This window comes from Aureibaculum algae, from assembly GCF_006065315.1.
GTDB classification, from domain to species: domain Bacteria; phylum Bacteroidota; class Bacteroidia; order Flavobacteriales; family Flavobacteriaceae; genus Aureibaculum; species Aureibaculum algae.
The window spans coordinates 4,521,921-4,548,486 of the sequence record NZ_CP040749.1 but is presented as its reverse complement, the minus strand read 5'-3'; the positions used below and the strand labels follow the sequence as shown (position 1 = coordinate 4,548,486).

Here is a 26,566-nt window from a genome sequence, read left to right as displayed (position 1 = left end):
GTTTTATATAACTCTATTGCCTAATAATGATAAGTCATGTAAACTCATTTAACTACAATGACGGAAAACGACTTACGCCTTTTTCCGTCATTGTAGTTGTATTATTAAAATATAAGAATTTACTTTTTAGCCGTCTCCTAGTTAAGCCATAACTGAAGCTTTCTTTGATTTTCTGTAAAGGAAAGAATTGAAAATATTTCTTTTTCCAAAATTGTTTATTGATTTACTATTCACGAATTTGATAAATAGTTTACGATTGACTCCGAAATATTCATAAGTATTACCATCAGCAAAAGTAACTTCTAAAAGCATACTTTTATGTTGAAAATCTTCAACAGTTGAAGGTATAGTTATAGAATTATACTCTTCTAGGTTGCTTTCTTTGGTTTTTGGAGCTATACTTACTAGAAAATGATAAGCATCAATAATTTTTTGACTTTTTACTTCAGCCTCTAATTTTTTCTCTTCATCCTGGAATTTATCTGGATGCCAATTTTTTACTAAGCCTCTGTATGTCGTTTTAAGTTCTTTAAGGTCAATTTCTCCGTCTACCTCAAAAAGCTTTTTGTAATCATTAATACGTTTCATTTATGTCATTTTCAAATTGGGTGCAAATCTATTCATATTATTTGATATACGCAGTTAGTTTTTTTATACTGCATATTTATTTTTAAATTCGATAAAATGATTGTAAAATAAGGCCTTTTGGGAGGTTTGTTAAAAAGGAGTAGATTGGTAGTAGTAGGAGAACGGTTATCTTATGATAACAATTTAAAGCCAAAAACTCTTACATTCAACTTTAGATGTATACGTATAAGAAGGGAATGTATAGCGAAAAGAACCTTTGTTTAGGTCTTTTAATAGGTCTATAAAATACACATAAACTAGCTTAATTTATACTTGTTAAGTCTATTTTAAATTTCGTTAGCTAATTTAATTGCTGTTGTAATGTCTTTGACAACAAATTCTTTTTTTAAAATTGAAAACATATCATTCTTTTTAAAATCCTTTCTTAAATTTTCATTTACACCTGAAATAATTACTTTTATACCTCTTTCTTTAAAGATTTTAACAATTTCTTTTACGCTCTGATAACCAGTAGCATCAATAAGTGGAACATAACGCATTCTTATAATAATAACTTTGGGTCGTAAATGCGTATTTGTAACGGTTTCTTGAAATTGACGAGCGGCCCCAAAAAACAGAGGTCCATTTATTTCATAGAGTAATACATCTTTAGGTATATCTATCAATTCTTCATCAAAAAGATTTTCTTCATCTGTTGTTTTAGAGGTTATATTTTCAACATGAACAGATTCACTCATTCTTTTCATAAACATAAAACTGGCTAGCACCATTCCAATTTCTATGGCAATTACTAAATCGAAAATTACAGTTAAAAAGAAAGTGGTTAGTAAAATAATAATGTCCATTCTATTCCCTTTTAAAATGGATTTAAATTGTCCAATTTCACTCATGTGATATGCAATAACTACCAATATTCCGGCAAGGCAAGGAAGGGGTATTAATTTTGCATAAGGTGCAAATAATAGCATTATTGCTAATAGAACTAAACTGTGGAAAATACCGGCTAATGGCGTACGACCACCATTTTTAACATTAGTGGCTGTTCTTGCAATAGCACCTGTTGCTGGAATTCCACCAAATAATGCAGATACGATATTAGCTCCTCCCATAGCAATTAGCTCCATGTTTGAACGATGTTTTCCACCAATCATTGAATCTGAGACAACTGCCGAAAGCAGGGACTCAATACTTCCTAAAATGGCTATTGCGAAGGCAGGTTGTATTAATGCCTGTATCGTATCGAAGTTTACATTTGGTATGTGGGGTAAACTGAAATGATTTGGTATTTCGCCAAAATTACTTTCTATAGTATCCACAGGAATATCAAATACTTTTACAATAATAGTTGATAATACAATAGCAATGATTGATCCCGGAATTTTTTTTACTAATTTCTGAAAATAGATTGTTATTAAAATTGTGGATACTGCAATAGCAATGGCATACCAATTTATGTTATCGAAATTTTCAAAATACACTATCCATTTATCTATAAAATCAGCAGGGACTTTAGAGATGTGGAGCCCGAAAAAATCATTAATTTGTGACGAAAAAATTATGAGTGCTATACCACTTGTAAAACCTACAATTAAAGAATAAGGAATAAATTTTAATAAATTACCCAGACGTAAAAGTCCCATTCCTATCATTAAAAATCCTGCTAAAAATGTAGCTATGATCAACCCATCTATACCGTAAGATTGAATAATACCGTAAACAATGACAATAAATGCACCAGTAGGACCTCCAATTTGAACCCTACTACCACCAAACGTAGAAATGATGATTCCTGCAATAATAGCAGTTATGATTCCTTTTTCTGGAGAAACACCAGAAGCTATCGCAAAGGCAATGGCTAAAGGCAGTGCTACTATGCCGACGATTATTCCTGAAAGGAGATCTTTTGTAAGTGTTTTCTTTGATATCCCCTGTTTTAAAAGAGAGAATAGTTTGGGGGTAAATTCTTTTTTCATTGATTGGTTAATCGCTTAGAATAATAGCGAAATTAGAAGAAAATATAGTAACAATCAAACAATATTCTATAAGTTAGTAACCAGATTATAAACCAAAAACGCTAATGATATAAATTGAAAATCTTAATGCCTTATGTTTTCTGAGTACTAAGTGTTTTGTGTACATCATCAAAAATTAGGGGTCTATCTGCAAGAACAATTAGCGTGTCTTGGGCTTCAATTTTTGTGATACCATTAGGTATGATATAACTATCACCCCTTTTAATCATCGCAATTATTGCATTCTTAGGAAAGCCTAATTCTACAATTTTCATGTTTACTGCATAGCACTCTGAGGTGATTAAGAATTCTTTCATTTCAGCCTTAGGGTTTTCTGCTAAAAGTAAATCAGTTGGGTTTAATTTTTTTGCTTCTTCTGGTAATCCAACATTTAACCATTTTGCAACAATGGAAAGTGTAGTTCCTTGAATTAATATGGATGTAACTGAAATGAAAAAAACAATGTTAAAAATCATGTTTGCTTTATCTATTCCAGCTAATAGAGGATAGGTAGCAAACACAATTGGTACTGCACCACGCAGTCCAACCCAAGAAATATAAAACCTTCTTCTCAATTTCATTTTAAAAAACATAAGGCTAATAAACACACCTATAGGACGAGCAACAACAATTAAAAATACTGAAATGAGCAGTCCAATACCCATATATGGAATTATTTGAGAAGGAAAAACGAGTAACCCTAAAGTGAGAAACAGCACAATTTGCATGAGCCAAGCTAAACCATCAAACATTTTAAAAATGGTTTTTTTGTGGATGAGGTCTTGATTACCTAGGTACACCGCACAAATATAAATGGCAAGAAAACCATTGCCGCCTACAAAGTTAGTGGCAGAAAAGGTGATGAACATTAGGGCGATAACTAAAACAGGGTAAAGCCCTTCAAAGTCAAGTTTAATTTTGTTAATAATATACTTACTAAGTACTCCAAAGGCAAAACCTAAAATACCACCCAAAATCATTTGTTGCAAAAACATGGGTATTATAGATAGAAAACTTTGGTCTTGATTAATTACCAACGTTAAAAATGCAATAGTTAGTACATATGCCATGGGGTCGTTACTTCCGCTTTCCATCTCTAATGTGGGTCTTAGATTGGTTTTTAAGGCTAGACTTTTTGAGCGAAGAATCGAAAATACGGCAGCCGCGTCTGTTGAAGATACAATTGAACCTAATAATAGACTTTCATAAATGGTAAAGTCAGTAACTAGCCATACAAAAGTGCCAAGAGAAGTTGCTGTCAATAAAACGCCTAATGTAGATAAGGCAACTCCTTCCCAAAGAATGGGTTTAACGGCGGTCCAATTGGTATCAAGTCCACCAGAGAATAAGATAAAGTTAAGAGAAACGATACCAATGAATTGAGCAATTTTAGGATCGTCAAAACGGATGCCTCCAATACCATCAGAACCTGCTAACATTCCAATAGCCAAGAAGAGCAGTAAAGTTGGAACGCCAAACTTATAAGAGGTTTTACCTGCGAAAATACTTACAAGAAGTAATAAGGAACCTATTAATAGTATGTTTTCAATCGTTAAATTCATTGTTTTTTTCTTGAAATTTTATGCTGCAAAGGTATTATTTCTCAATGAGGAAGTTGAATAAGTGTTTATGTTATTTTCTTAAATCATTATCTTCTTTTAATGTGAATTTATAGTAGTTTAGTTAGGGTGAAATCAGCTAACTTATTTTTAATTTTCAGTATCAATTTTTAATTCAATATTGGTTAAGTTGAGTTGATTGGCTCGCATATCTTTTAAAAGAATATTTTTTCCCAATACATCATCACCAAATGTATTTCCACTAATTTCCACATTTTTACAGGCATCTAAAAGAAAATTATGTTTTTGAGAGTGCCATGGTTCAAAATCATAACTTCGAGTAATTGTGTTGTTTTTAAAAAACAAACCATCAACAGATCTTGCATAAACGATTGGGTAGTCTGAAGGATTGAAACTGTTGTTTTCTATTGTAATATTCTTGTGATAAGGATTCAAGGAATCTGAAGATGGAATTTCTGGATATATACTTATTATGGCATTGCAGAATTGATAGGCTGATGAATTCGATGCGGCTTTGAATTCATTATTTTTTATAGTAACATTTTTTACTGAACCACTTTCATACCAATAGTTAGCATCTCCTGCAATAAGAATTGCAGATCCACTCGTCTCGAAAATATTATTTTCAATACGTACTTTACCAGGAGTAGAAATTAAATAGCCTCTTGCTCTATTGCTACCTACATAACAATTGGTTATGGTTGCGTTAGGTGTCCAACTTAAATTTTCAAGAGAATAGTCGTCAGATAAAAATTCGGGAAGCTTGTTATCAAATGCCAATGAAAAACGTTTACTATCAGTTTGAGAAAAGCGGTTAACTATTCCAATTCCAACTGTTTTCATCGTTTTTTTGTCGATATACCCAATAGAATCTCCCTTTTTTGCCCAAATAAGTCCAAGACTCATGTCGTGTGCATAACTACATTCTAAGACGGTGTCGTTTATTCGTTTGACAACTGGTACATAGGTTCCGTGAATATTTATGGGGTCATCCATAAGTCCTTGAGCATCGCAATCATTTATAATTATCTCACCTTTACATCCCATAAAATGTAAACCGTCATCATGACCACTTAGATATCTGTTTTTATTAGGGTTAGGAACCATATTTACTTTCTGCATTTCAATGTTTTCACAATATTGAGAAAGAATTCCTAATCCAGATGTGTGATAAACATTTATATTTTCAAGTTTAATGTCTTTGCTATGAAATAAAAACATACCTGCATGATCTCTAGTGCTATGTCGCATAATTAGATAGTTGCCTACAGATGGTGTTTTGGTAAAACTAGCAGTCATTAGCACCAACCCTGGTTTAATTTCTTTATAAATAACGTTTTCTAAATCTCCGTTAACAGTACCATGATCTCCAGTAAATGGTGGGATAATGTGGTTTTTATCAATTTCAATTAGCCAAGATCCTCCGGTTAGTTTCCATTCGGCTTTCCAATCATCAGCAGCAAACGTGATCCCTTTGTCATGAACGGTATACGGAAATTGAGCGGTGTCAATTTTAATTAGAATGTGCGTCGAATCAGCTTCGATTACCTCTGATTCAGCAGTTAGTGGTTTGTCCCAATCTATATTTACATTTTTTACGTTGATATTTTCAGAATTATCTAAGGTAAAGGGCTGAATATGTCCATGGTAGATAAAATCTGAACCCTGAGCATCAATAGTAATGTTCTTTTTTTTCTCTAGTAAAATTGCCAATCTTTTTGGGTTAATATCATAAGTATTGGTTTCAAAATAAGTACGGAAATAACTAGTGTCAGGATAAAAATCATACCGTCCTTTCGGAAAAATGATGGTAACCGTTTCATCCGGCAAATTATCTATGAGTTTGTTAATTTTCGAAGTAATACTTTGCTTTGTATTTGGAGTAATTCCGTGGTCCTTGACATTGATTATGTTGGGTTCTGATTTTTTAATACAGCCACCAAGTAAAAATGCAATTATAATATAGGTAAAAGAAAATTTCATTATTTAAATATCTGAAGCTTAAAATAAACGTCGAATTTATTAATAATTTAATAAAGACCTAAAACAAAAGTATATTAAAATAAAAATAATTTGTCTTTTAACAAACTAATTTATAACCATATCCTCTTACATTCAAAATTTGAATAGCCGGATCTTGATTTAGTTTTTTTCGAAGCTTTGTTATAAATACATCCATACTTCTAGAACTAAAAATATCATCAGTACCCCAAAGTTTTTTAAGAATAACAGAACGGTCCAACACTTCATTTTTATTTTTATATAAATTAAATAATAAATGAGCTTCTCTATGGGTAAGTTGTAGTTCCTTTTCTGTTTTATACTGTAATATTTGTCGTCTAAAATCGAATGTATAGAGGCCTAAGTTTATTATTTCTGCAGTTTTTTGCAAATTTGTTCTTTGTAATAGGCTATTAATTCTTACTATTAATTCTTCAATAGAGAAGGGCTTTTTTACATAGTCATTACCACCAATAGTAAAGCCTTCAACAACATCTTTTGTTTGTGACTTCGCAGTTAGAAATATAATTGGAATTTCATTGTTCTCTTTTCTAATTTCTTTTGCCAACGTAAAACCATCTTTTTTAGGCATCATTACATCTAAAACTAAGAGCTTAGGGTCATTCTCTTTGTATTTCTTTAATGCAATTTCACCATCTTCGCATAATAAGACCTTAAAATTTCTTGTTTCTAAACTGTCTCTTATTATTTGCCCTAATGCAGGTTCATCTTCCGCTAATAATATGGTCACCTTTTCACTCATTTGGTAGTGTTATTTTAAATGTGGTTAAATTATTACTTAAGTGAACATCGATTGTTCCATTATGTTTTTCAATTATTTTTTTGGCATAATATAGCCCAATTCCAAACCCTTTTACATCATGTGTATTTCCTTTTGGGACTCTATAAAATTGTTCAAAAATTTTGGTTTTATTGGCTTTTGATAGCGAATTGCCAGTGTCAGAAATTGAAAGTTCAAATTTGTTTTTTACTTGTTTGGTTTCAATGATAATTTTATCTCCACCATATTTAATAGCGTTATCAATTATGTTGTTAATTACATTTTCAAAATGGAATTCATCTGCTTTAATGTGTAGATCTGAATTACTATTTTTAAATTCAATAGTCTTGTTTTTTAATTGAAAGTTATGTTTCGTAATTATACTTTGAATTAATGCTGTGCTATTTATTTCGTCAAAATTTAAATTAAGATTATCACTATCTAAAGAGGCGGTTTCTAATAATTTTTCAACCATTATATTTAATTTAGACAATTGGTCTGTAGACATGTTTATATATGTCTTTGTCTTTTCTTTATCGTCAATAGCGTTAAAGCTAGTCAAACTTTCTAATGCTACACCAATAGTGGCTATCGGTGTTTTAAACTCATGCGTAATATTATTGATGAGGTCATTTTTAACTTCGGCCAATTGCTTTTGTTTGTATATTGTTTTCAATAAAAAGATTAAACTTGATACTATAGCCGCAGATAATAACAATGATAATAATATACTTGCTAATGATTTTTTTAATAAAATAGCCACTTCATTTGTAAAGCGTAATTCCAGTTTTCCTCTTCTGGGTAAAAAAGTGGATTTAGAGGTTGTTGTTAAGTGATTCTTTGGAAAATTTTCTAGGTATAAATTTCTCGAGGCTGTAATAATACTGTCTTGCGAATCACGTTTTGAATAGTCATAAATTAAGGCATATTTTAAATTCAGATGATGTCGCTGGAGTTCCTCTGAAAGGTAGCTGTCTAATTTTTTCAGATCCATACTATCTCTAGAAATAGAAATAAAAACTTTTGAAATTAAACTATCAATATTCTGTGGTAAAATTTTGTCGGAAGTATAAAATGGATAATTACTGTTTCTATAATCTTTTATTAAAATGGGTTTTTCATTTTCTAATTTAGAAATGTTTTTTAAAGTGCTATCTATTTTAGTTCTTAGCTCATTTTTTGAAGGGCTGTTAATGGTGTCTGTTCGTTCTTCAAGGTTTACATTATATTTAATAATACCGGTCCTTGTAATATTGGCAAAATAAGCTTCTACAGAATTGTCTAAACTCCGTTGTACTTTACCAATAAGATGTTTTTTATTACCCTGATATTCTTTAAAATTCCAAAACAATTGTACTCCAATTGTAGTAAGAATTGTCAAGATAATAAAGCCGACTACCCATTTGTAGTTTTTTTCATTCATTAGTCAATGTTTTTTTTGTTCTCAGGCTTATTAATTCAATGTCAAAACACATGGCTATTTTCATGTTTTTAAGAAAAATAATGAATAAGTTAATAGCTTGATAAACATTTTCATAAATCAAATTTAAAGACAATTATAGTGTAAAACTAATCGGTTAACACTTGTTAACATTAGTTAACCTATGTTTATACTAATAATATCTAGTTTTGTGTTGTAATAAAGAATAGTCCTCTATGGACAAATAGAAAACTCATTTTTTAAATCGGTTAATTTAAGAACTCTAAAATATAAAATTATGAAAACAAATATAATCTCAGTAATTGTTGTCGCAATGACACTTTTATTTACTACGGCATCATTGGCTCAAAAAGACTTTCAAGGTAAGGCTTATTATCAAAGTAAGACGACTATGGATATGAATTTTGGAGATAGACAAGTTAGTGAAGAACGGAAAAAAGAAATTGCGGATAGAATGAAAAGCTTTCTTGAAAAAAGCTATACGCTTGCTTTTAACAAGTCAGAGTCCATGTATAAGGAAGATGAAAAGTTAGAAACACCAGGACAGGGTGGAGGAAGAGGGGCGAGATTTGCTGCTATTATGGGGGCTGCAAATGGTGCTGAGTATAAAAACATTAAAGACAGTTTGTTTTTACAAGAAAATGAATTGTTAGGTAAAAACTTTTTAGTTAATGATAAGTTGGCAGCATTAGATTGGAAAATGAGTGGAGAAACAAAACAAATTGGTCAGTATACGGCTTTTAAAGCAACAGCAATGAAAGAAGCATCAGCTGCAGGTTTTGCACCTCGAGGCCCACGAGGCCCGCGTGGAGGTAATAACGATCAGGCTTCTAAAGATAATGATAAACCTGAATCACCAAAAATGATTGAGGTTACCGCTTGGTATACCATGCAAATTCCAGTCAATCAAGGTCCCGGTAAATTTTGGGGATTGCCAGGTTTAATACTGGAAGTTCATGAAGGAAATACTTCTATTTTATGTACAAAAATTGAGATTAATAGTGAAAATACAGAAACTATTAAAAGACCCTCAAAAGGTAAAAAAGTATCTCAAGACGAGTATAATACAATTGCCAAAGAAAAAATGGCAGAAATGAGTGAGCGTTTTAGAGGGGGAAGAAACCGTGGTGGTGGTGGAAGAAATTAAAATTTCTACTAAATCAAATTTTGAAAATAAAAGTATAAGTAAAATTTCCATCAAGAATTAAATACAGACAAATGAAACAAACTCTTATTGCCCTATTAATGCTAACAGGTATAACACTATCTGCTCAATTAAAGTTAGAGGGTTTTGTAAAAGATAGCCTCGGTGTACCACTAGAACTGGCAAACGTAGTAGCTATAAATCAGGCTACAAAAGCCTTAGATTCCTATGCTATTACCAATGATAAAGGGCGTTACAGATTAAATTTAAAAGAGAACGTTAGCTACAAATTACAAATTAGTTTTATTGGGTATAAGACAATAGATATCATACTAAACACAGTAGATGCAGATATTGATAGAAATTTCACCTTAAATGAAGACAATAACTTAGATGAAATTAACTTGGTATATGAGATGCCTATTACCATAAAAGGTGATACTATGATTTACAATGCAGATTCTTTTAAAAATGGAACAGAACGTAAATTAGAGGACGTAATTAAAAAAATGCCTGGTTTGGAAATTAATGATGATGGGCAAATTCAAGTAGAAGGGAAGACAGTAACAAAATTAATGGTTGATGGTAAAAATTTTTTTGATGGTGATACTAAATTGGCCACTAAAAACATACCCTCAAATGCTGTAGATAAAGTTGAAATTCTAAAAAATTACGCCGAAGTTGGTCAATTAAGTGGAGTGCAAGATAATACAGATAATATTGCCATTAATATTAAACTGAAGCAAGGAAAAGGGAATTTTTGGTTTGGAGATATTAAAGCGGGTGCAGGTATAGCAAATGAAGATAGTCAGTATATATTTCAACCAAAACTATTTTATTATAGTCCTAAAACAAGTGTTAATGTCATTGGCGATTTAAACAATTTAGGAGAAGTTGCTTTTACAAGACGTGATTATAGAAATTTTACTGGTGGCTTTAGATCTCCAAGTAGTAATAGTGGTACAAGTATTGACTTAGGAAGCAATGATTTAGGTTTTTTACAATTACAAAATAATAGAGCTAAATCTATAGAAACGAAGTTTGGAGCTGTAAACATTAGTCATTCGCCAAACAAAGCATTAGACTTAAGTGGGTTTCTTATTTATTCAAATAATGAAACCGAAATGGAGCAAAATAGAGAGATACAATATGCTGAAACTGCTAATACGCCTTCTTCATATGCATTTACTGAAACAAATACCAAACAAGTTAGTGATTTAGGTATGGCTAAAATTAATTTGAAATATATTCCCAATTCTAACAATGAGTTAAACTATTATGCTATTGGTAGACTTTCTAAACAAAGACAGGATCAATATGTAAGTCAATTGGTAAATTCTAATGCTAGTGAAATAAATGAAGTTGAGAGTTCGTCACCATTCAGTTTAAGACAAAACTTAAATTATTATTATACCCATGATGAAAACAATATTTTCTCATTAACTGCACAGCATTTATTACAAGATGAAGATCCTTTTTACAATGCTATATTGCAAGATGATAATTTTGATGGTAGTGCTGATGAACTTGGATTTGATTCTACTCAAAATGTGTATAATTTAAGCCAAAACAAACGTGTAAAATCAAACCAATTTGATGCTGCTCTTGACTATTGGCACATATTAAATGAAAAAAGTAATATTAATGTAACTTTAGGTTCTGTTTATAGCAACCAAAAATTTGATTCTGATATCTTCCAAATTTTAGATGATGGAAGTACATTAGATCCTTCTACCAATACAAGTTTATTCGAAGTTGGAAATGATGTAGATTATACTTTTTCTGATATTTATTTAGATTTAAAATACAGATTAAAAGTAGGTATTTTTACATTTACACCAGGTGTATCTGCTCATGCTTATGGTACTAAAAGTGTACAATATGGCACAACATATGACGATAGTTTCTTTCGGTTTTTACCGAGTTTTAATACACGAATGGATATAAAGAAAAGTGAAAATATATCGTTAGACTATAGAATGACTACACAATTTACTGATGTAACAAATATTGCTCGTGGTATAGTTATGGGAGATTACAACTCTTTTACTTCAGGTACACCTGATTTGGAAAACTCGTTAAGACACAATATTCGATTAAACTATTTTAACTTTAACTTGTTTAGTTATACCAACATTAATGGTAGCCTTACCTATAGTAAAAACATCAATCAAATACGTAATGAAGTTGATTTTAATACAAATGCCAATGTTAATATTACCAAGCCGATTAATTCTGATTTTTCTGATGAAAGTGTAGGTTTTAGTGGACGATTTCAACGTACTTTTGGTAAGCTAAGAGCAAGTTTAAGCGGTAGTTTAAACTATAGTAAATACAGCCAAATTTTTAACGGAAATACATCTATAAATGAAAACTATACACAAACCTATCGATTGGGTGTGAATAGTAATTTCACAGAAGCTCCAAACTTTGATTTAAGTTATAGCTTAAGAATTGCTGATAACGATCAAGGGTCTAGTAGAACGACCTATTATACACATTCACCTTCTATTGATTTTGATGCCTTATTGTTTAAAAAGTTAACTTTCCGTACGGAGTTTAGTTATAATCTATATAGAGATGAAAACAGTACATTAAACACCTATCAGTTTTGGGATGCTTCTTTAGCATACAGAAAGGATAAAGATAGTAAAATGGAGTATGAGCTAAAAGCCACAAACCTTTTAAATGCAACATCTCAAAGTCAGGCAAGTGCAGGTACTTTTTCAGTAAGTTCATCGGAATATTTTATTCAACCGAGATATGTTACCTTGAGATTGGTGTATAACCTATAATCCCTTTTTTTGATAACCCTTCTTTTTTTATTATTACTATATCTATAGTGATACTTAGAAAAAGAGGGGTTTTTTATTGTGTAAAAAATTAATTGTAAATTCAACCTTTCAAATAATAAACTAAACAACTCCTTAAACATGAAGAAATTAAGTAAATTATCTTGTATTGTGGCATTGCTAATTAGTGTAACGTTAATAGCTCAAGAAACCAATCCCATAATTGAAGGTATTGTTAAAGAAGCCAATGAAAATTCTCAATTAGAACGTTTGGCTCATGAAATGTTAGATGTTATCGGCCCACGATTAGTTGGTACACCTCAAATGAAACAGGCCAATGATTGGGCAGTGGCTCAATATGGTAAATGGGGCATTTCAGCAAAAAATGAAAAATGGGGAGAATGGAGAGGATGGGAACGCGGTATTACACATATTGATATGGTGTCACCACGTATTCAAAGTTTAAGTGGTATGCAATTGGCATGGAACCCTAGTACTTCAAAAAAAGGAGTTACAGCTGAGGCAATTGTATTGCCCACAGTTAAAGATTCAATGGCTTTTAAAAACTGGTTGCCTAATGTGAAAGGTAAATTTGTGATGATTTCTATGAACCAACCAACAGGTCGTCCAGATTATAATTGGGAAGAATTTGCTACGGAAGAGTCTTTTAAAAAGATGAAAGAAGACCGTGATGTCTTAAATGAAGCATGGCGAGAAAATATGAGAAATACAGGTTATAATAGCCGTTCAATTATTGAAGCTTTAGAATCAGCTGGTGCTGCAGGTATTGTAACGTGTAATTGGTCTAAAGGTTTTGGTGTTAATAAAATATTTAGTGCAAGAACAAAAAAGATTCCAACGGTTGATATTGAGTTAGAAGATTATGGGATGCTTTATAGATTGGCGTCATATGGAAATAAGCCAGAACTAAAAATAGTAGCAGAGTCTAAAGAGTTAGGAGCAGTACCTACTTTTAATACCATTGCTGAAATTAAAGGAACTGAAAAACCAGAAGAATATGTAGTTCTTTCTGCACATTTCGATTCTTGGGATGGAGGTACAGGAGCTACGGATAATGGTACAGGTACATTGGTGATGATGGAAGCAATGCGTTTACTAAAAAAATATTATCCAAATCCAAAACGTACTATTATCGTAGGGCATTGGGGGAGTGAAGAACAGGGTTTAAATGGTTCTAGAGCCTTTGTGGAAGATCATCCGGAAATTGTAAAAAATATTCAGGCTGTATTTAATCAAGATAATGGTACCGGTAGAGTAGTGAATTTATCAGGACAAGGATTTTTACATTCCTATGACTTTTTAGGACGATGGCTTGCTGCAGTACCTAATGATATTAGTAAGCATATAGAAACTAGTTATCCTGGTGCTCCTGGTAGAGGCGGTTCAGATTATGCTTCATTTTTAGCGGCTGGTGCACCTGCTTTTAGTCTAAGTTCTTTAAGCTGGTCGTATTGGAATTATACATGGCATACTAACAGAGATACCTATGACAAAATTGTTTTTGATGATGTACGTAGCAATGCTATTTTAACGGCCATTTTAACGTATATGGCTAGTGAAGATGAACAGTCAACGCCTAAAGATAAAATTGTATTACCAGTAAGTAAAAGAACTGGAGAACAAATGGATTGGCCTACACCAAGGTCTCCAGAACGCAAAGGAATGCTTGAAGAAAAAAAATAAGTAGATAGTAGTTGTTAATTTATAAGAAAAACCTTCTCGTTTTGAGAAGGTTTTTTTTGTTTTGTTTAACGTTTTTTTAGTCTCGCATTTTTTTCAACCTATTCAATGCTTCAATATAATAGTAATCAGCATAGATTAAGGCTACATCAATTTCCCAACCTAATGATTTTGCTCCAGTAGAATGTAAAAGAAATGAATCGGCTTTACCAACGGCAGAGTACTTATCAGAACTTAAGGAACTTAACATTTTTACTGCAGCATTATAATATTTTTCTTTACTGTTTTTGTCCTCCAAAAAAGTACTTAACTCTAATAGAGCAGAGGCTGCGATTGCACCTGCAGATGCGTCTCTTTCTTCATTGTCGAGATTTGGTACGTCAAAATCCCAATGCGGTATATAATCGTCTGGTAAGTAGTTAAGATACGCATCAGTTAATTTTTGAGCAAAATCTAAGAATTTTTTATCACCCGTTTCTCTGTATACCATAGTATAACCATAAATGCCCCATGCTTGGCCTCTTGACCATCTGCTATCGTCTGCATAGCCTTGTTTGGTATGTCTATTTAACACCTTTCCTGAAATAGAATCATACTCTAACACGTGCCAAGAAGTAAAATCATCTCTAAAATGATTTTCCATAGTAGTTTCGGCATGTTTTATAGCAATATTTTTATAGTTAGAATCTCCACCATTTTTGGCTGCCCAAAATAAGAGCTCTAAATTTAACATGTTGTCAATTATAGTAATATGCTGTTGCCATCTAGGATGTAATTCGTTAGACCATGATTTTATGGTACCTACATTAGGATTAAACCGTGATGCTAAAGAAGCAGCTGAGGTTAGTAAGATTTCTTTGTATTCTTTTTTGTCTCCGAGTTCAAAGCCGTTTCCATAGGCAGGAAACATCATGAAACCAATATCATGGTGTTCGGTAATAGTCTTAAAATCTTCAAAAACTTCGGTTCTTTTTATGGCTTCCTGTTTCCATTTTTTATCTTTTGTCAAATTGTACATGTACCAAAGTATACCAGGGTAAAACCCAGATGTCCACTTTAGTCTATGATTGGGCACCTCTTCCCATTCGGTTTGATCCGTTTCTATAAGTCTCGGATGCTTTGTTAGATCGGTAAGTTTAGGGACGGCTATTTCCAATTGTGATACACAGTTTTTAATAGCTTCATCTAAATTGATGGTCGTTATGTCATTAACAACATTCGCTTGATTATTTTTCTGAGAATTCTGACAAGATACAAGTAAAAAGACTGTGCAAACTAGGAACAATTTCATTATTTTCATTATAATTTTTTTAATTATTGGTAAACGAAGGTCGCCTATATTTGTTAAAAAGTCTCTATGATCGAGATAAAAAAGCTTCAAAGTCAATTTACTATGAGGCTTTTCATAGGAGTTCTTTGTTGTAAACTGGTTTCTAATTGTTATATATCTACTTAATATGATTATTATTTTATTGAACATAATATTTCTTCAATAATTAAGATTACTTGTAAAAACTTAAAATAGTACTGGTACTAGTACTTAATTCCTACCCCCTAAATATCTGGATTTTATCATTTTATTTGTTCATTTGGAGCAAAATTAAATACCTTTTTTTGATCGGGCTGAATACTGAAATGTCAATACATAATCACTGTATTTCTAAAAAATCTTAAAATTCACATCAATGAATATTTTAATGATGTTAAATTTCAATTATAAAAAGTGGAATAATATACTGGGATGGATAGTGTTTGCAATTGCCATAATAACGTATACACTTACTTTAGAACCAACTGTGAGTTATTGGGATGTTGGTGAATATATAGCGACCTCAGTAAAATTGGAAGTTGGACACCCACCAGGAGCCCCTTTATTTCAAATGATAGGTGCATTTTTTGCAATGTTTACATCAGATATTGAACATATTGCTATGATGACCAACTTTATGTCAGCATTGTCTAGTGCTTTTGCCATTCTTTTTTTGTTTTGGACGATAACCATTTTGGCAAAAAAAATCATTCTAAAAAATGGTGAGGAGATTAATCAAAGTAATGCTATTGCCATTTTAGGCAGTGGTTTAGTAGGTGCTTTAGCATATACATTTTCAGATAGTTTTTGGTACAGTGCCGTTGAGGCAGAAGTATATGCCATGTCATCTTTTTTAATGGGGCTACTTTTTTGGTTAGGCCTGCGTTGGGAAATAGAAATGGATAAACTCAGAGGGCATAAATGGTTATTATTAATTGCTTTTATTGTGGGTTTATCTTTTGGAGTTCACATACTTTCTTTATTAATAATTCCATCCATTGTGTTTATTTACTTTTATAAAAGATATCAAAATATTACATTCGTAAAATTCATAATTGCGAATATAGCTTCAGTACTGGTTTTAGCGTTTGTTTTTAAGTTTTTATTCCCTTATACGTTGGCCTTTTTTAGTGTATCAGAGTTGTTTTTTATAAACACAATGGGTATGCCTTTTAATTCAGGTAGTATAATTTCAGGTTTAGTTTTAATCATTATCTTTTATGTTGCGATACGTTACACCCGTAAAAAGAATTTGATTCATGCGAACCTAATTATTTTATGTCTGTTGTTTATAATGATAGGTTTCTCATCATGGATAATGTTACCTATCCGTGCCAATGCGAATACAACTATTAACGAAAATAATCCATCAAGTGCAAGAGAATTATTAGCTTATTATAATCGTGAACAGTATGGCGATACCAGTATTTTTTACGATTCTTATTATTCAGGAATAGGCATACAAGATTCAAAGAACCCTTATAAAGATGATAAACCAAAGTACGAAAAAGATGAAAAAGCCGGTAAATATGTAATTGTAAATCGCTATAAAGATGCCCGTCGAAATTACACTGACAAACACAAAGGCTTTATTCCACGTATGGTTGACCCTTCACCAAATGTAATAGCCAATTATAAAAGTATTTCAGGTATACCAACAAAAAGTAAACGAAGACCCACTTTTGGAGAGAATCTAAGTTTTATGGTTGAATTCCAATTTGGGTATATGTACGGTAGGTATTTTATGTGGAATTTTGCAGGTAGACAAGATGATATACAGGGTAATATGGACAATCATGGCAATTGGTTAAGTGGAATAAATTTTATTGATGAAATGAGATTGGGTTCCCAAAGTAACTTACCTGTTGAAATAAAAGATAATAAAGGTAGAAATACCTACTTCTTTTCACCATTAATTTTGGGTATAATCGGGTTGCTATTTCATATTAAGTTTGATAAAAAGAATTTTTATATACTATTTCTCTTTTTTGCTTTTACAGGATTAGCAATTGTATTTTACACTAACCCAAAGCCTTTTGAACCTCGCGAGCGTGATTATGCCGTCGTTGGTTCTTTCTATGTTTTTGCTATATGGATAGGTTTTGGTGTACTCGCTCTCTATCTGCAATTCAAAGATAAAGTTAATCCTAAAATATTGGCAACATCCATCAGTGTTTTTTGCTTATTGGCCGTACCTATTTTAATGGGCTTTCAGAATTGGGATGACCACGACCGTTCTGGTAAATATGCCACTAGAAATAATGCCAAGGCCTATTTAGATTCTGCACAAGAAAATGCCATTATGTTTACCATTGGAGATAATGATACTTTCCCTTTGTGGTATATGCAAGAGGTGGAAGGTTATAGAACAGATATTAAACTGGTATGCACCAGTTTATTTGCTACGGATTGGTATATCGATCAGCAAAAAAGAAAAACTTATTTGGCGGAACCTATTCCTGGGCAATTGGTGCATGACGATTATAAAACAGGATCTTTAGATGTTGCTTTTCACTATCCAAATCCTGCATTTAAGAATACCGTAATGGATATTAAAGCTTTTATAAATTGGTTAGCAAGTGATGATACAAGAACTTTTGTAAATTATGATGGAGACGGATTTCCAGATAAATACTACCCAACCAATAAGTTAAGAATCTCCATTGATAAAGCAGCCGTGCTGAAAAACAAGATAGTACCTTTAAAAGACGCTGACAAAATTGTGCCCTACATTGATATTAAAATAGATAAAATTGGTATTCAAAAACACCGAATTTTAATGTTAGACATTTTAGCCAGTAACGATTGGACTAGGCCTATTTATTTTACTGGAGGAGCCTATGTTGATGATGAATATATTTGGCTTAAGGACTACCTTCAACTGGATGGGTTAGCCTATAAATTTGTACCTATTTTAAAACCTAGCAAGAGCCCCAATGGACAACCTAAAAGTGTATTAGGTATAGGTAGGATAGATGTCGAAACGATGTACAATAATGTAAAAAAGTGGGATTGGAGAAACAGCAATGGAGATATTTATGTTGATGTTGAAACCCGTAAAAATGGGATTACTTTTAGAAATAGTTTAATTCGTTTGGCAGAAGCATTAATACAAGTAGGAAAAAAAGATAAGGCGGAAGAAATATTAGACCTTTCTATGGATAAAATGCCAGTAAAACAATATGGTCATATCAGTTTTGTATTGGGTTATCCCGAAGCTTACTATATGATTGGTGGAATAGAAAAAGCACGAAATGTTGCCAAAACCTTAATTGATATTTTTCAAGACCGAATAGAATTCTACAGCGGTTTAGATAATAATGGCATCTCACAATATTATGATGATATTGAAACAACTTTTATAATGTATAACAATGTCGTTGTAACTGCTGATGAATATGATAAAGAGTTTGCAACTCAACTTAAAAAGGGATATATCACTTCTATCCGATCTTTAGAAGGTGTTATAGAATGATAATTTAATTTATGTATATCCGAGCTACAAGGTGAAAATAAATTTATGTTATTTTCAGGAAATTATAACCATCGTTTTTTGTAATACACCGTTTTTAATTTTTTTTTTCAGGAATACAGTATGAGGATATTGTTTCAATCTCATTTTTATCGTTAAAGTGGTAAATGTCACAAGCAGAGATAAAATTCATTCGTTTCCCGTCTCTTTTAAATTCAGCTGTTCCGATTACGACTACTTTGTTGTCTGAAACAAGAACTTCATCTATTTTAAAATCCGTTTGTACAGATTTAAAATATTCCGCAGTCATTTTGCAATTTTCAATAACTGCTTTTTTTCCATCAAAAGAGTTTTCTCCAACAACATTCCAAACTATTTCGTCACTTAAAAAATCCATTATTTCCTCAAATTTTCCGTTCGAGAAAAGTTCCGCTATTTCTTGATTTTTTAAAGGTTTCATACTTTGTTTGGTTCGTTCTGATCAAATGTTGCACAACTTAGGGATATATGCATCATTACTTATTACCAAATATAAGAAATATAGTTAGTTGTAGTTTATTTAGACTTCAAAAACCAAGGTTAAAAAAGATCAATAATTCTTTCGGTGAATTCAACATAACAAAGGTTGGTAAATTTTATGGAGAAGTCAACAGTGCATAGATAAAAAAAGCCTCATAGTCAATTGACCATGAGGCTTTATATATTAAAATAGGTTTGCTTAAATATTAAAAGCTTCCTTTACTTTATCTACAAAATCTAATTTTTCCCAAGTAAATAATTCTACTTCTTTTTCCACTTTACCTGAATACGGGCTTTCAAATACTTTTGTAATTGTTTGTGGAGCTTTACCCATATGTCCGTAGGCAGCAGTTTCTAAATATATTGGGTTACGTAATTTTAAACGCTCTTCTATAGCAGCTGGTCGCATATCAAAAATTGAAGCAGCTTTCCTCGCAATTTCACCATCTGTCAAACCTAAAGTTGAGGTTCCATAAGTATCTACAAATATTGAAGTAGGTTCCACAACTCCAATAGCATAACTTACTTGCACAAGTACTTCGCTTGCAACACCTGCAGCTACTAAATTTTTTGCAATATGTCTAGAGGCATACGCCGCACTTCTATCTACTTTACTTGGATCTTTTCCTGAAAATGCACCACCACCGTGAGCTCCTTTGCCACCGTATGTATCTACAATAATTTTTCTTCCTGTTAAACCGGTATCACCATGTGGACCACCAATTACAAATTTACCTGTTGGGTTAATATGATACGCAATGTCATCATTAAATAATGCCTGTACATGAGCAGGGAACAATTCTTTAACTCTAGGTATTAATATAGAAACGATATCACTTTTAATCTTTGCCAACATGTTTGCATCATTATTGTCAAAATCGTCATGTTGCGTGGAAACTACAATGGCATCTATGCGTTGAGGTTTGTTATCATCACTATATTCAATAGTAACCTGACTTTTAGCATCAGGTCTTAAATATGAAATTTCATAATTTTCTCTTCGTAATTCGGCCAATACTTGTAATATTTTGTGAGAAATATCTAAAGCCAAAGGCATGTAATTTTCAGTTTCGTTGGTTGCATAACCAAACATCATTCCTTGGTCACCTGCACCTTGCTCTTCTTTCGTAGCTCTATCAACACCTTGATTAATATCTTGAGATTGTTCGTGTATCAACGAAATTACACCACAAGAATCACCAGAAAACTGATACTCACCTTTGGTATAACCAATTTTATTGATCACCTTTCTTGCAATTTCTTGAACGTCTAAATAGGTCTTACTTTTAACCTCTCCTGCTAATACAACTTGTCCAGTGGTTACTAAAGTTTCACAAGCTACTTTAGACTCAGGGTCAAAGGCTAAAAAATTGTCTAATAATGCGTCGCTAATTTGATCTGCGACTTTGTCAGGGTGTCCTTCCGAAACACTTTCTGATGTAAATAAATATGCCATAATGTTATTTTAAATGGTAACGATTTTAAATAAAAAAGATTGCAAAACAGACTAAAGGAGTAGGATTACTGCTTTAGCATTTTTAAAGAGGTTGCAATCAGTCAAATTAATCCTCTGTATTATAAAATTGAATAATCAATTTATTCAATAACGGGGGCAAAGGTAGAAAAATAAAAGTCATAACATATAAAGTAATATTAAAATTTTGGTAATTTTTATTTTTCTGTAAGCTTCTGTAAATTGTTACGACAAAAACAAAAACTATAAATATGCGAAAGGTATTGATATTGTCATTTTTAATGGTGTTTTTTTTGAATTGTTCGTCTTCTGATGGTGAAATGAAAGCCGAACAAGAAGAGATGGAAGAAGTTGAAATTCAAGCTGGAGATTTTGTTTCGGGTGCTCATGCTACAACAGGTAAAGCATCGGTTAGCACGGACCTAAAAACGTTAAATTTTACCAATTTTAAAACGGATAATGGACCTAAGTTATTAGTGTATCTTACAACTGCTGTTGGCTCATCTGATTTTGTTTCTTTAGGAGATTTAAAAGGTATTTCTGGCAATTATTCATACGCAATTCCAGAAAATACAGATGTGTCTAAATATAAAATTGTAGATATTTGGTGTGTAGATTTTTCAGTAAGTTTTGGACATGCAGAACTTAAATAGGATATTTGTTTCAAGACGATAGAAGAAAAATAATAGTTTATATTTTGCGTTATTCATATTGAATTCTAAAAAAAGTAAAGAAAAAGCTTTGATATATTAGAATTGTTTTGCAATATTTGCAACGTAAGTTCAATTACTTATTGAAATTGTTATCAAGAAAGGCGGAGGGATAGACCCGTTGAAGCCTTAGCAACCCTTTAATCTTTAAAGAAGGTGCTAAATTCTACCAAAAAAGTATTTAAGCTTTAGGATAGATAACACAGACAAAATTACATTCAGTAATTTTTATGTATTTCTTAATAACATTTTTCTTGTAAGTACGCCACAAAAATGGTGCATTTGACTTTTAACTTTAATCATTATTAATTTAAAAAGTAAGAAAAATGAGTACTCCAAAATTAGCAACCAACGCGTTACACGCGGGTCACGACACAACAACAAATGGTGGAACAAGAGCTGTTCCTATTTATCAGACATCATCATATGTATTTAATGATACAGATCATGCTGCAAATTTATTTTCATTAAAAGAACTAGGTTTTATTTATACACGTTTAAATAATCCAACAAATGAAATATTACAAAAAAGATTAGCTGCGGTTGAAGGTGGTATTGGAGCGGTAGTTTTCGCCTCAGGATCAGCGGCAATTTCAACAGGTCTTTTAACGCTTTTGAAATCTGGAGATCATATCGTTGCATCAAGCAGTTTGTATGGAGGAACCTATAACCTTTTAAACGTTACCTTACCAAGATTAGGAATAACAACTACTTTTGTAGATGCATCTGATCCTGAAAGTTTCGGTAAAGCAGTTAAAGAAAATACAAGAGCTTTTTTTGTAGAATCTTTGGGTAATCCAAAATTAGATGTGCTAGATTTAAAAGCAATATCAAAAGAAGCTAAGGCAGCTCAAGTACCTTTTATTGTAGATAATACCGTTGCAACTCCAGCTTTATTAAATCCAATTGATTATGGAGCTAACCTTGTAATTCATTCACTTACAAAATATATTGGCGGACAAGGAACTTCATTGGGTGGAGCAATTATTGATGCAGGAACTTTTGATTGGACAAATGGTAAATTTCCTGAATTTACAGAGCCAAGTGCTGGTTACCACGGTTTAGTGTATAGCGAAGCTTTAGGTGCTGCAGCATTTACTTTTAAATTAATATTGGAAGGTTTACGTGATTTTGGTGGAGCGTTAAGTCCATTTAATGCTTTTCAAATTATACAAGGTTTAGAAACATTACCAGTTAGAATCAAACAACATAGTGCTAATGCTCTTGAATTGGCAACTTGGTTAGAAGGTAGAGACGAAGTTGTTTGGGTTAATTACCCAGGTTTAGAAAGTAATAAATACAATGCATTAGCGAAAGAATACTTACCAAAAGGTCAAAGTGGATTGGTAACTTTTGGTGTAAAAGGTGGATTTGAATCGGCCAAAAAAGTTACTGATGCAACCAAAATATTTTCTTTGTTAGCAAATATTGGTGATACAAAATCGCTAATTATTCATCCAGCAAGTACAACTCATCAGCAGTTAACTGCAGAACAGCAAGCTGATGCGGGTGTAGGTCAAGATTTGATTAGATTATCTGTTGGTTTAGAAGATATAGAAGATTTAAAAGCTGATTTAGAAGAGGCATTTGCCGCAATTGATAAAAGTGTATTAGCTTAATCTCGTAATAAAACATGCTTTCAAAAATCAGCATACATAATTATGTAACTCAGTCAGGGGTTTCTTACGAAGAAATCCCCTTGAGTTATCAAATTTTTGGTAAAGAACTTCATTCGGCACCAATTGTTTTGATTAACCACGCTTTAACAGGAAATAGTAATGTTGCTGGTGAAGGTGGCTGGTGGACAGATTTAGTAGGAGATGATAAGGTTATTGATACAAAAAAGTTTACCGTGCTGGCTTTTAATATTCCAGGAAATGGCTATGATGGTTTTGTAATTGAAAATTACAAAGATTTTGTAGCAAGAGATATAGCACGTTTATTTTTATTGGGATTAAAACAGTTGCAAGTGAACAAACTGTTTGCTATTGTTGGAGGTTCTTTGGGTGGTGGAATTGCATGGGAAATGGCAGTGTTATCTCCTGAAATTACTGAAAATTTAATTCCGGTAGCTTCAGATTGGAAATCGACTGATTGGTTGATAGCCAATTGCCAAATTCAAGAACAATTTTTATTAAATTCTAGCAGTCCTGTGCATGATGCCAGAATGCATGCCATGTTATGTTATAGAACTCCAGAATCTTTTAAGGAGCGGTTTCATCGTTCAAAAAATGAAGAATTAGATGTTTTTAATGTAGAGAGTTGGTTGTTACATCACGGTAAAAAGTTACAAGAACGCTTTCAGTTATCAGCATATAAATTAATGAATCAATTGCTTAAAAGCATTGATGCCTCTAAAGATAATTCTGATAAAATTTTAGATACTATTTCTGCTAATATTCATTTAGTAGGAGTAGATTCTGACATGTTCTTTACAGCAGAAGAAAATAGAGAAACACAACTAAAATTGGCATTAACGCATCCCAATGTTACCTATAATGAAATTAATTCGGTACACGGGCACGATGCTTTTTTAATAGAATTTGACCAATTAGAAAAGATTATTGAAGGTGTATTTAGGCCTTCATCTGAAACAAAAAGAATGAAGATATTAAAATTTGGAGGTAAATCACTTGCTAATGGAGAGGGCATCAATAAAGTAGTTTCCATTATTAAGGGAAAGGTAGATCAAGGTGATAAAATTGCTGTGGTGGTTTCTGCTCGTGGTAATGCGACAAATGAATTGGAGTCAATTCTTGAAAAAGCAGTTAAAAATGAAGATTATCATGAAGCGTTAGATACTTTTAAGAAATACCAACGAGATATTTATGAAAACATTGATTTTACTGATGAGTTTGCCATACTCGATAAACTTTTTAATGGGGTTCAATTATTAGGAGATTATAGTCAAAAAATAAAAGATCAAGTGTTAGCTCAAGGTGAATTACTCTCTGTAAAGTTACTTGCAAATGTGTTAAAGGATCAGGGTGTTAATACAAATATTACTGATGCTAGAACCTTAATAAAAACAGACGAGAACTTCGGGAATGCACAACCAGTTGGTAAAATCTCTAAAGAGAATGTAATAGAACACTTCAAAAAATTTAATGGTACAACGGTAAATATCGTTACTGGGTTTATTGCTTCTAATCAAAAAAATGAAACCACTACGTTGGGTAGAAATGGTAGTAATTATACGGCTGCTTTATTAGCCAATTATTTAGATGCTGAAGAGTTACAGAACTATACGCATGTGGATGGAATTTACACTGCAAATCCTGATATGGTTGCTGATGCAAGAAAAATAAAGGAACTTTCTTATAGTGAAGCCAATGAGTTAGCAAATTTTGGAGCAACAATCTTACATGCTAAAACGATTATTCCGTTAATTGAAAAAAATATAAATTTAAGAATACTTAATACTTTTAACCCTGAAGATGAAGGTACTTTAATTACAGCTAGGGCAAGTTCTAAAGGTATTAAATCACTTTCTGTATTAGAAAATACGGCATTAATTAATTTTGAAGGTCGTGGTTTATTAGGTAAAGTAGGTGTAGATGCAAGAATATTTAGAGCGTTAGGTAATCATGATATTAGTGTAAGTATTATCTCTCAAGGTTCTTCAGAGCGGGGTATTGGTTTAGTAGTAGATGCAGAAAAAGCTACTCAAGCTGTTGTTGCTTTAGAGCGTGAATTTGAAAGTGACTTCTATTCTCAAGATGTAAATAAAATAAGTGTTATAGATCAGGTTTCCGTTATTTCTTTGATAGGAATTGATTTGAGTTCTTTTCATAAACCTTTTAACTCTCTTGTTAAAAATCAAGTAGTACCTTTATTATTTAACAATACTATTTCTGGAAAAAATGTGAGTATTGTGGTTAAAAAAGAGCAATTACACAAAGCTCTTAATGTGATACACAGTGAGATATTTGGCATTTCTAAAAAGATAAATATAGCCATTTTTGGACATGGCTTGGTTGGTGGAACTTTAATCAATCAAATTATAAATTCTAAAGACGGTATAGAAAAACGAAAAGGTATAAAACTTAATATTTTTGGTGTTGGTAATTCTAAGAAAGTCTTACTTGATAGAAATGGCGTAAAAGAAACTTGGCAATCAGATATTGTAAATGATGGTATATCATATACTGTAGATGATATCATCACTTTTGCGAATCAAAATCATTTGGAAAATTTAATCGCAGTTGACAATACAGCAAGTAAAGATTTTGTGGCTAACTATATCAAGTTGGCGGAAAATGGATTTGACTTAGTGTCGTCAAATAAAATTGGAAATACAATTGGATTAGATTTTTATGAGGAACTCAGAGAGGTATTGTCAAAAAATCAAAAAAATTATTTATACGAAACCAATGTTGGTGCAGGTTTACCTCTAATTGATACCATTCAATTGTTACACCTTTCAGGTGAAAATATAACTAGAATTAGAGGTGTCTTTTCAGGATCTTTAAGCTATTTGTTCAATCATTTTTCAGTAGAGGATAGGCCATTTAGCGTTATTTTAAAAGAGGCCATTGATAACGGGTATACAGAGCCAGATGCTAGGGAAGATTTATGTGGTAATGATGTGGCTAGAAAATTATTGATTTTAGCACGTGAATTAGATTTAAAAAATGAATTGGAAGATGTGCAAATTCAAAATTTGATTCCAGAGAATTTAAGAGCAGTTTCTTCTGATGAATTTTTAACTAGAATTGCCGAATTAGATGACGTTTATACTACTGTAAAACAAGATCAAAAACCCAACCATGTACTTAGGTATGTAGGTGATTTGTCTGGTGATTTATCGAAAGATGATGGTGCTAAACTAAATGTGCAACTAGATTCTGTACCAGAAGATAGTCCATTAGGTCAAGTAAAAGGTAGCGATTCTATTTTTGAAATTTATACGGAATCTTATGGAGACCAACCTATTGTTATTCAAGGTGCAGGTGCCGGAGCAGCAGTTACTGCAAGGGGTGTTTTTGGTGATATTTTAAGGTTGACGGAGAAGTTGGGGTAAAATATCTTTGTTACTAAAA

Annotated in this window: 16 protein-coding genes and 1 riboswitch; of the genes, 7 read left to right on the top strand and 9 right to left on the bottom strand. The window is 32.1% G+C overall.

Annotated elements, in window-relative coordinates; all coding sequences use genetic code 11:
- Positions 1-141: 141 nt before the first annotated feature.
- From FF125_RS19275 to FF125_RS19250, 6 genes are all read right to left on the bottom strand, one after another.
- Positions 142-588, bottom strand: a complete 447-nt coding sequence (locus tag FF125_RS19275) for a KTSC domain-containing protein (protein WP_138951531.1) — start codon at positions 586-588, stop codon at positions 142-144.
- Between the two features lie 326 nt (positions 589-914).
- Positions 915-2,561: a SulP family inorganic anion transporter gene (locus FF125_RS19270; RefSeq protein ID WP_138951529.1), complete on the bottom strand. Its 1,647-nt coding sequence runs from the start codon at positions 2,559-2,561 to the stop codon at positions 915-917.
- A 131-nt stretch (positions 2,562-2,692) separates the two neighbouring features.
- Positions 2,693-4,162 (bottom strand): potassium/proton antiporter, encoded by a 1,470-nt coding sequence (locus FF125_RS19265; protein WP_138951527.1) that lies wholly within the window; start codon positions 4,160-4,162, stop codon positions 2,693-2,695.
- A gap of 147 nt (positions 4,163-4,309) precedes the next feature.
- Positions 4,310-6,163 (bottom strand): alpha-1,3-galactosidase-related protein, encoded by a 1,854-nt coding sequence (locus FF125_RS19260; protein ID WP_138951525.1) that lies wholly within the window; start codon positions 6,161-6,163, stop codon positions 4,310-4,312.
- A 97-nt stretch (positions 6,164-6,260) separates the two neighbouring features.
- Complete coding sequence (locus tag FF125_RS19255) at positions 6,261-6,944, bottom strand: response regulator transcription factor (RefSeq protein WP_138951524.1); 684 nt, start codon at positions 6,942-6,944, stop codon at positions 6,261-6,263.
- Positions 6,937-8,385, bottom strand: coding sequence for a sensor histidine kinase (locus FF125_RS19250; protein WP_138951521.1), 1,449 nt, complete (start codon positions 8,383-8,385; stop codon positions 6,937-6,939). The genes FF125_RS19255 and FF125_RS19250 overlap by 8 nt, the downstream gene beginning before the upstream one ends.
- Positions 8,386-8,680: 295 nt before the next feature.
- On the opposite strand from FF125_RS19250, the gene FF125_RS19245 reads away from it, so the two are divergent.
- From FF125_RS19245 to FF125_RS19235, 3 genes are all read left to right on the top strand, one after another.
- On the top strand, positions 8,681-9,550 hold the full coding sequence (locus FF125_RS19245) for a GLPGLI family protein (RefSeq protein ID WP_138951520.1): 870 nt from the start codon (positions 8,681-8,683) through the stop codon (positions 9,548-9,550).
- A gap of 71 nt (positions 9,551-9,621) precedes the next feature.
- On the top strand, positions 9,622-12,342 hold the full coding sequence (locus FF125_RS19240; RefSeq protein ID WP_138951518.1) for a TonB-dependent receptor: 2,721 nt from the start codon (positions 9,622-9,624) through the stop codon (positions 12,340-12,342).
- Between the two features lie 138 nt (positions 12,343-12,480).
- Positions 12,481-14,043, top strand: a complete 1,563-nt coding sequence (locus FF125_RS19235; protein ID WP_138951516.1) for a M20/M25/M40 family metallo-hydrolase — start codon at positions 12,481-12,483, stop codon at positions 14,041-14,043.
- Between the two features lie 76 nt (positions 14,044-14,119).
- On the opposite strand, the gene FF125_RS19230 is transcribed toward FF125_RS19235, so the two are convergent.
- Complete coding sequence (locus tag FF125_RS19230) at positions 14,120-15,340, bottom strand: glycoside hydrolase family protein (RefSeq protein WP_250629632.1); 1,221 nt, start codon at positions 15,338-15,340, stop codon at positions 14,120-14,122.
- A gap of 385 nt (positions 15,341-15,725) precedes the next feature.
- Between FF125_RS19230 and FF125_RS19225 the strand changes: the two genes are divergently transcribed.
- Positions 15,726-18,824, top strand: a complete 3,099-nt coding sequence (locus tag FF125_RS19225) for a glycosyltransferase family 117 protein (protein ID WP_250629631.1) — start codon at positions 15,726-15,728, stop codon at positions 18,822-18,824.
- Between the two features lie 94 nt (positions 18,825-18,918).
- On the opposite strand, the gene FF125_RS19220 is transcribed toward FF125_RS19225, so the two are convergent.
- Both FF125_RS19220 and metK read right to left on the bottom strand, forming a co-directional pair.
- Complete coding sequence (locus tag FF125_RS19220; RefSeq protein ID WP_138951514.1) at positions 18,919-19,281, bottom strand: nuclear transport factor 2 family protein; 363 nt, start codon at positions 19,279-19,281, stop codon at positions 18,919-18,921.
- 258 nt (positions 19,282-19,539) lie between these two features.
- Entirely contained in the window at positions 19,540-20,796 is a 1,257-nt protein-coding gene (metK, locus tag FF125_RS19215; RefSeq protein ID WP_138951512.1) for a methionine adenosyltransferase, read from the bottom strand.
- Positions 20,797-21,065: 269 nt separating this feature from the next.
- Between metK and FF125_RS19210 the strand changes: the two genes are divergently transcribed.
- The 3 genes from FF125_RS19210 (at position 21,066) to thrA (ending at position 26,547) form a co-directional block, all read left to right on the top strand.
- Positions 21,066-21,467: a DM13 domain-containing protein gene (locus FF125_RS19210; RefSeq protein ID WP_138951510.1), complete on the top strand. Its 402-nt coding sequence runs from the start codon at positions 21,066-21,068 to the stop codon at positions 21,465-21,467.
- 146 nt (positions 21,468-21,613) lie between these two features.
- A riboswitch (SAM riboswitch) is annotated at positions 21,614-21,728 on the top strand.
- 122 nt (positions 21,729-21,850) lie between these two features.
- Entirely contained in the window at positions 21,851-23,143 is a 1,293-nt protein-coding gene (locus FF125_RS19205) for an O-acetylhomoserine aminocarboxypropyltransferase/cysteine synthase family protein (protein ID WP_138951508.1), read from the top strand.
- Between the two features lie 14 nt (positions 23,144-23,157).
- Complete coding sequence (thrA, locus tag FF125_RS19200; RefSeq protein WP_138951506.1) at positions 23,158-26,547, top strand: bifunctional aspartate kinase/homoserine dehydrogenase I; 3,390 nt, start codon at positions 23,158-23,160, stop codon at positions 26,545-26,547.
- Positions 26,548-26,566: the final 19 nt, after the last annotated feature.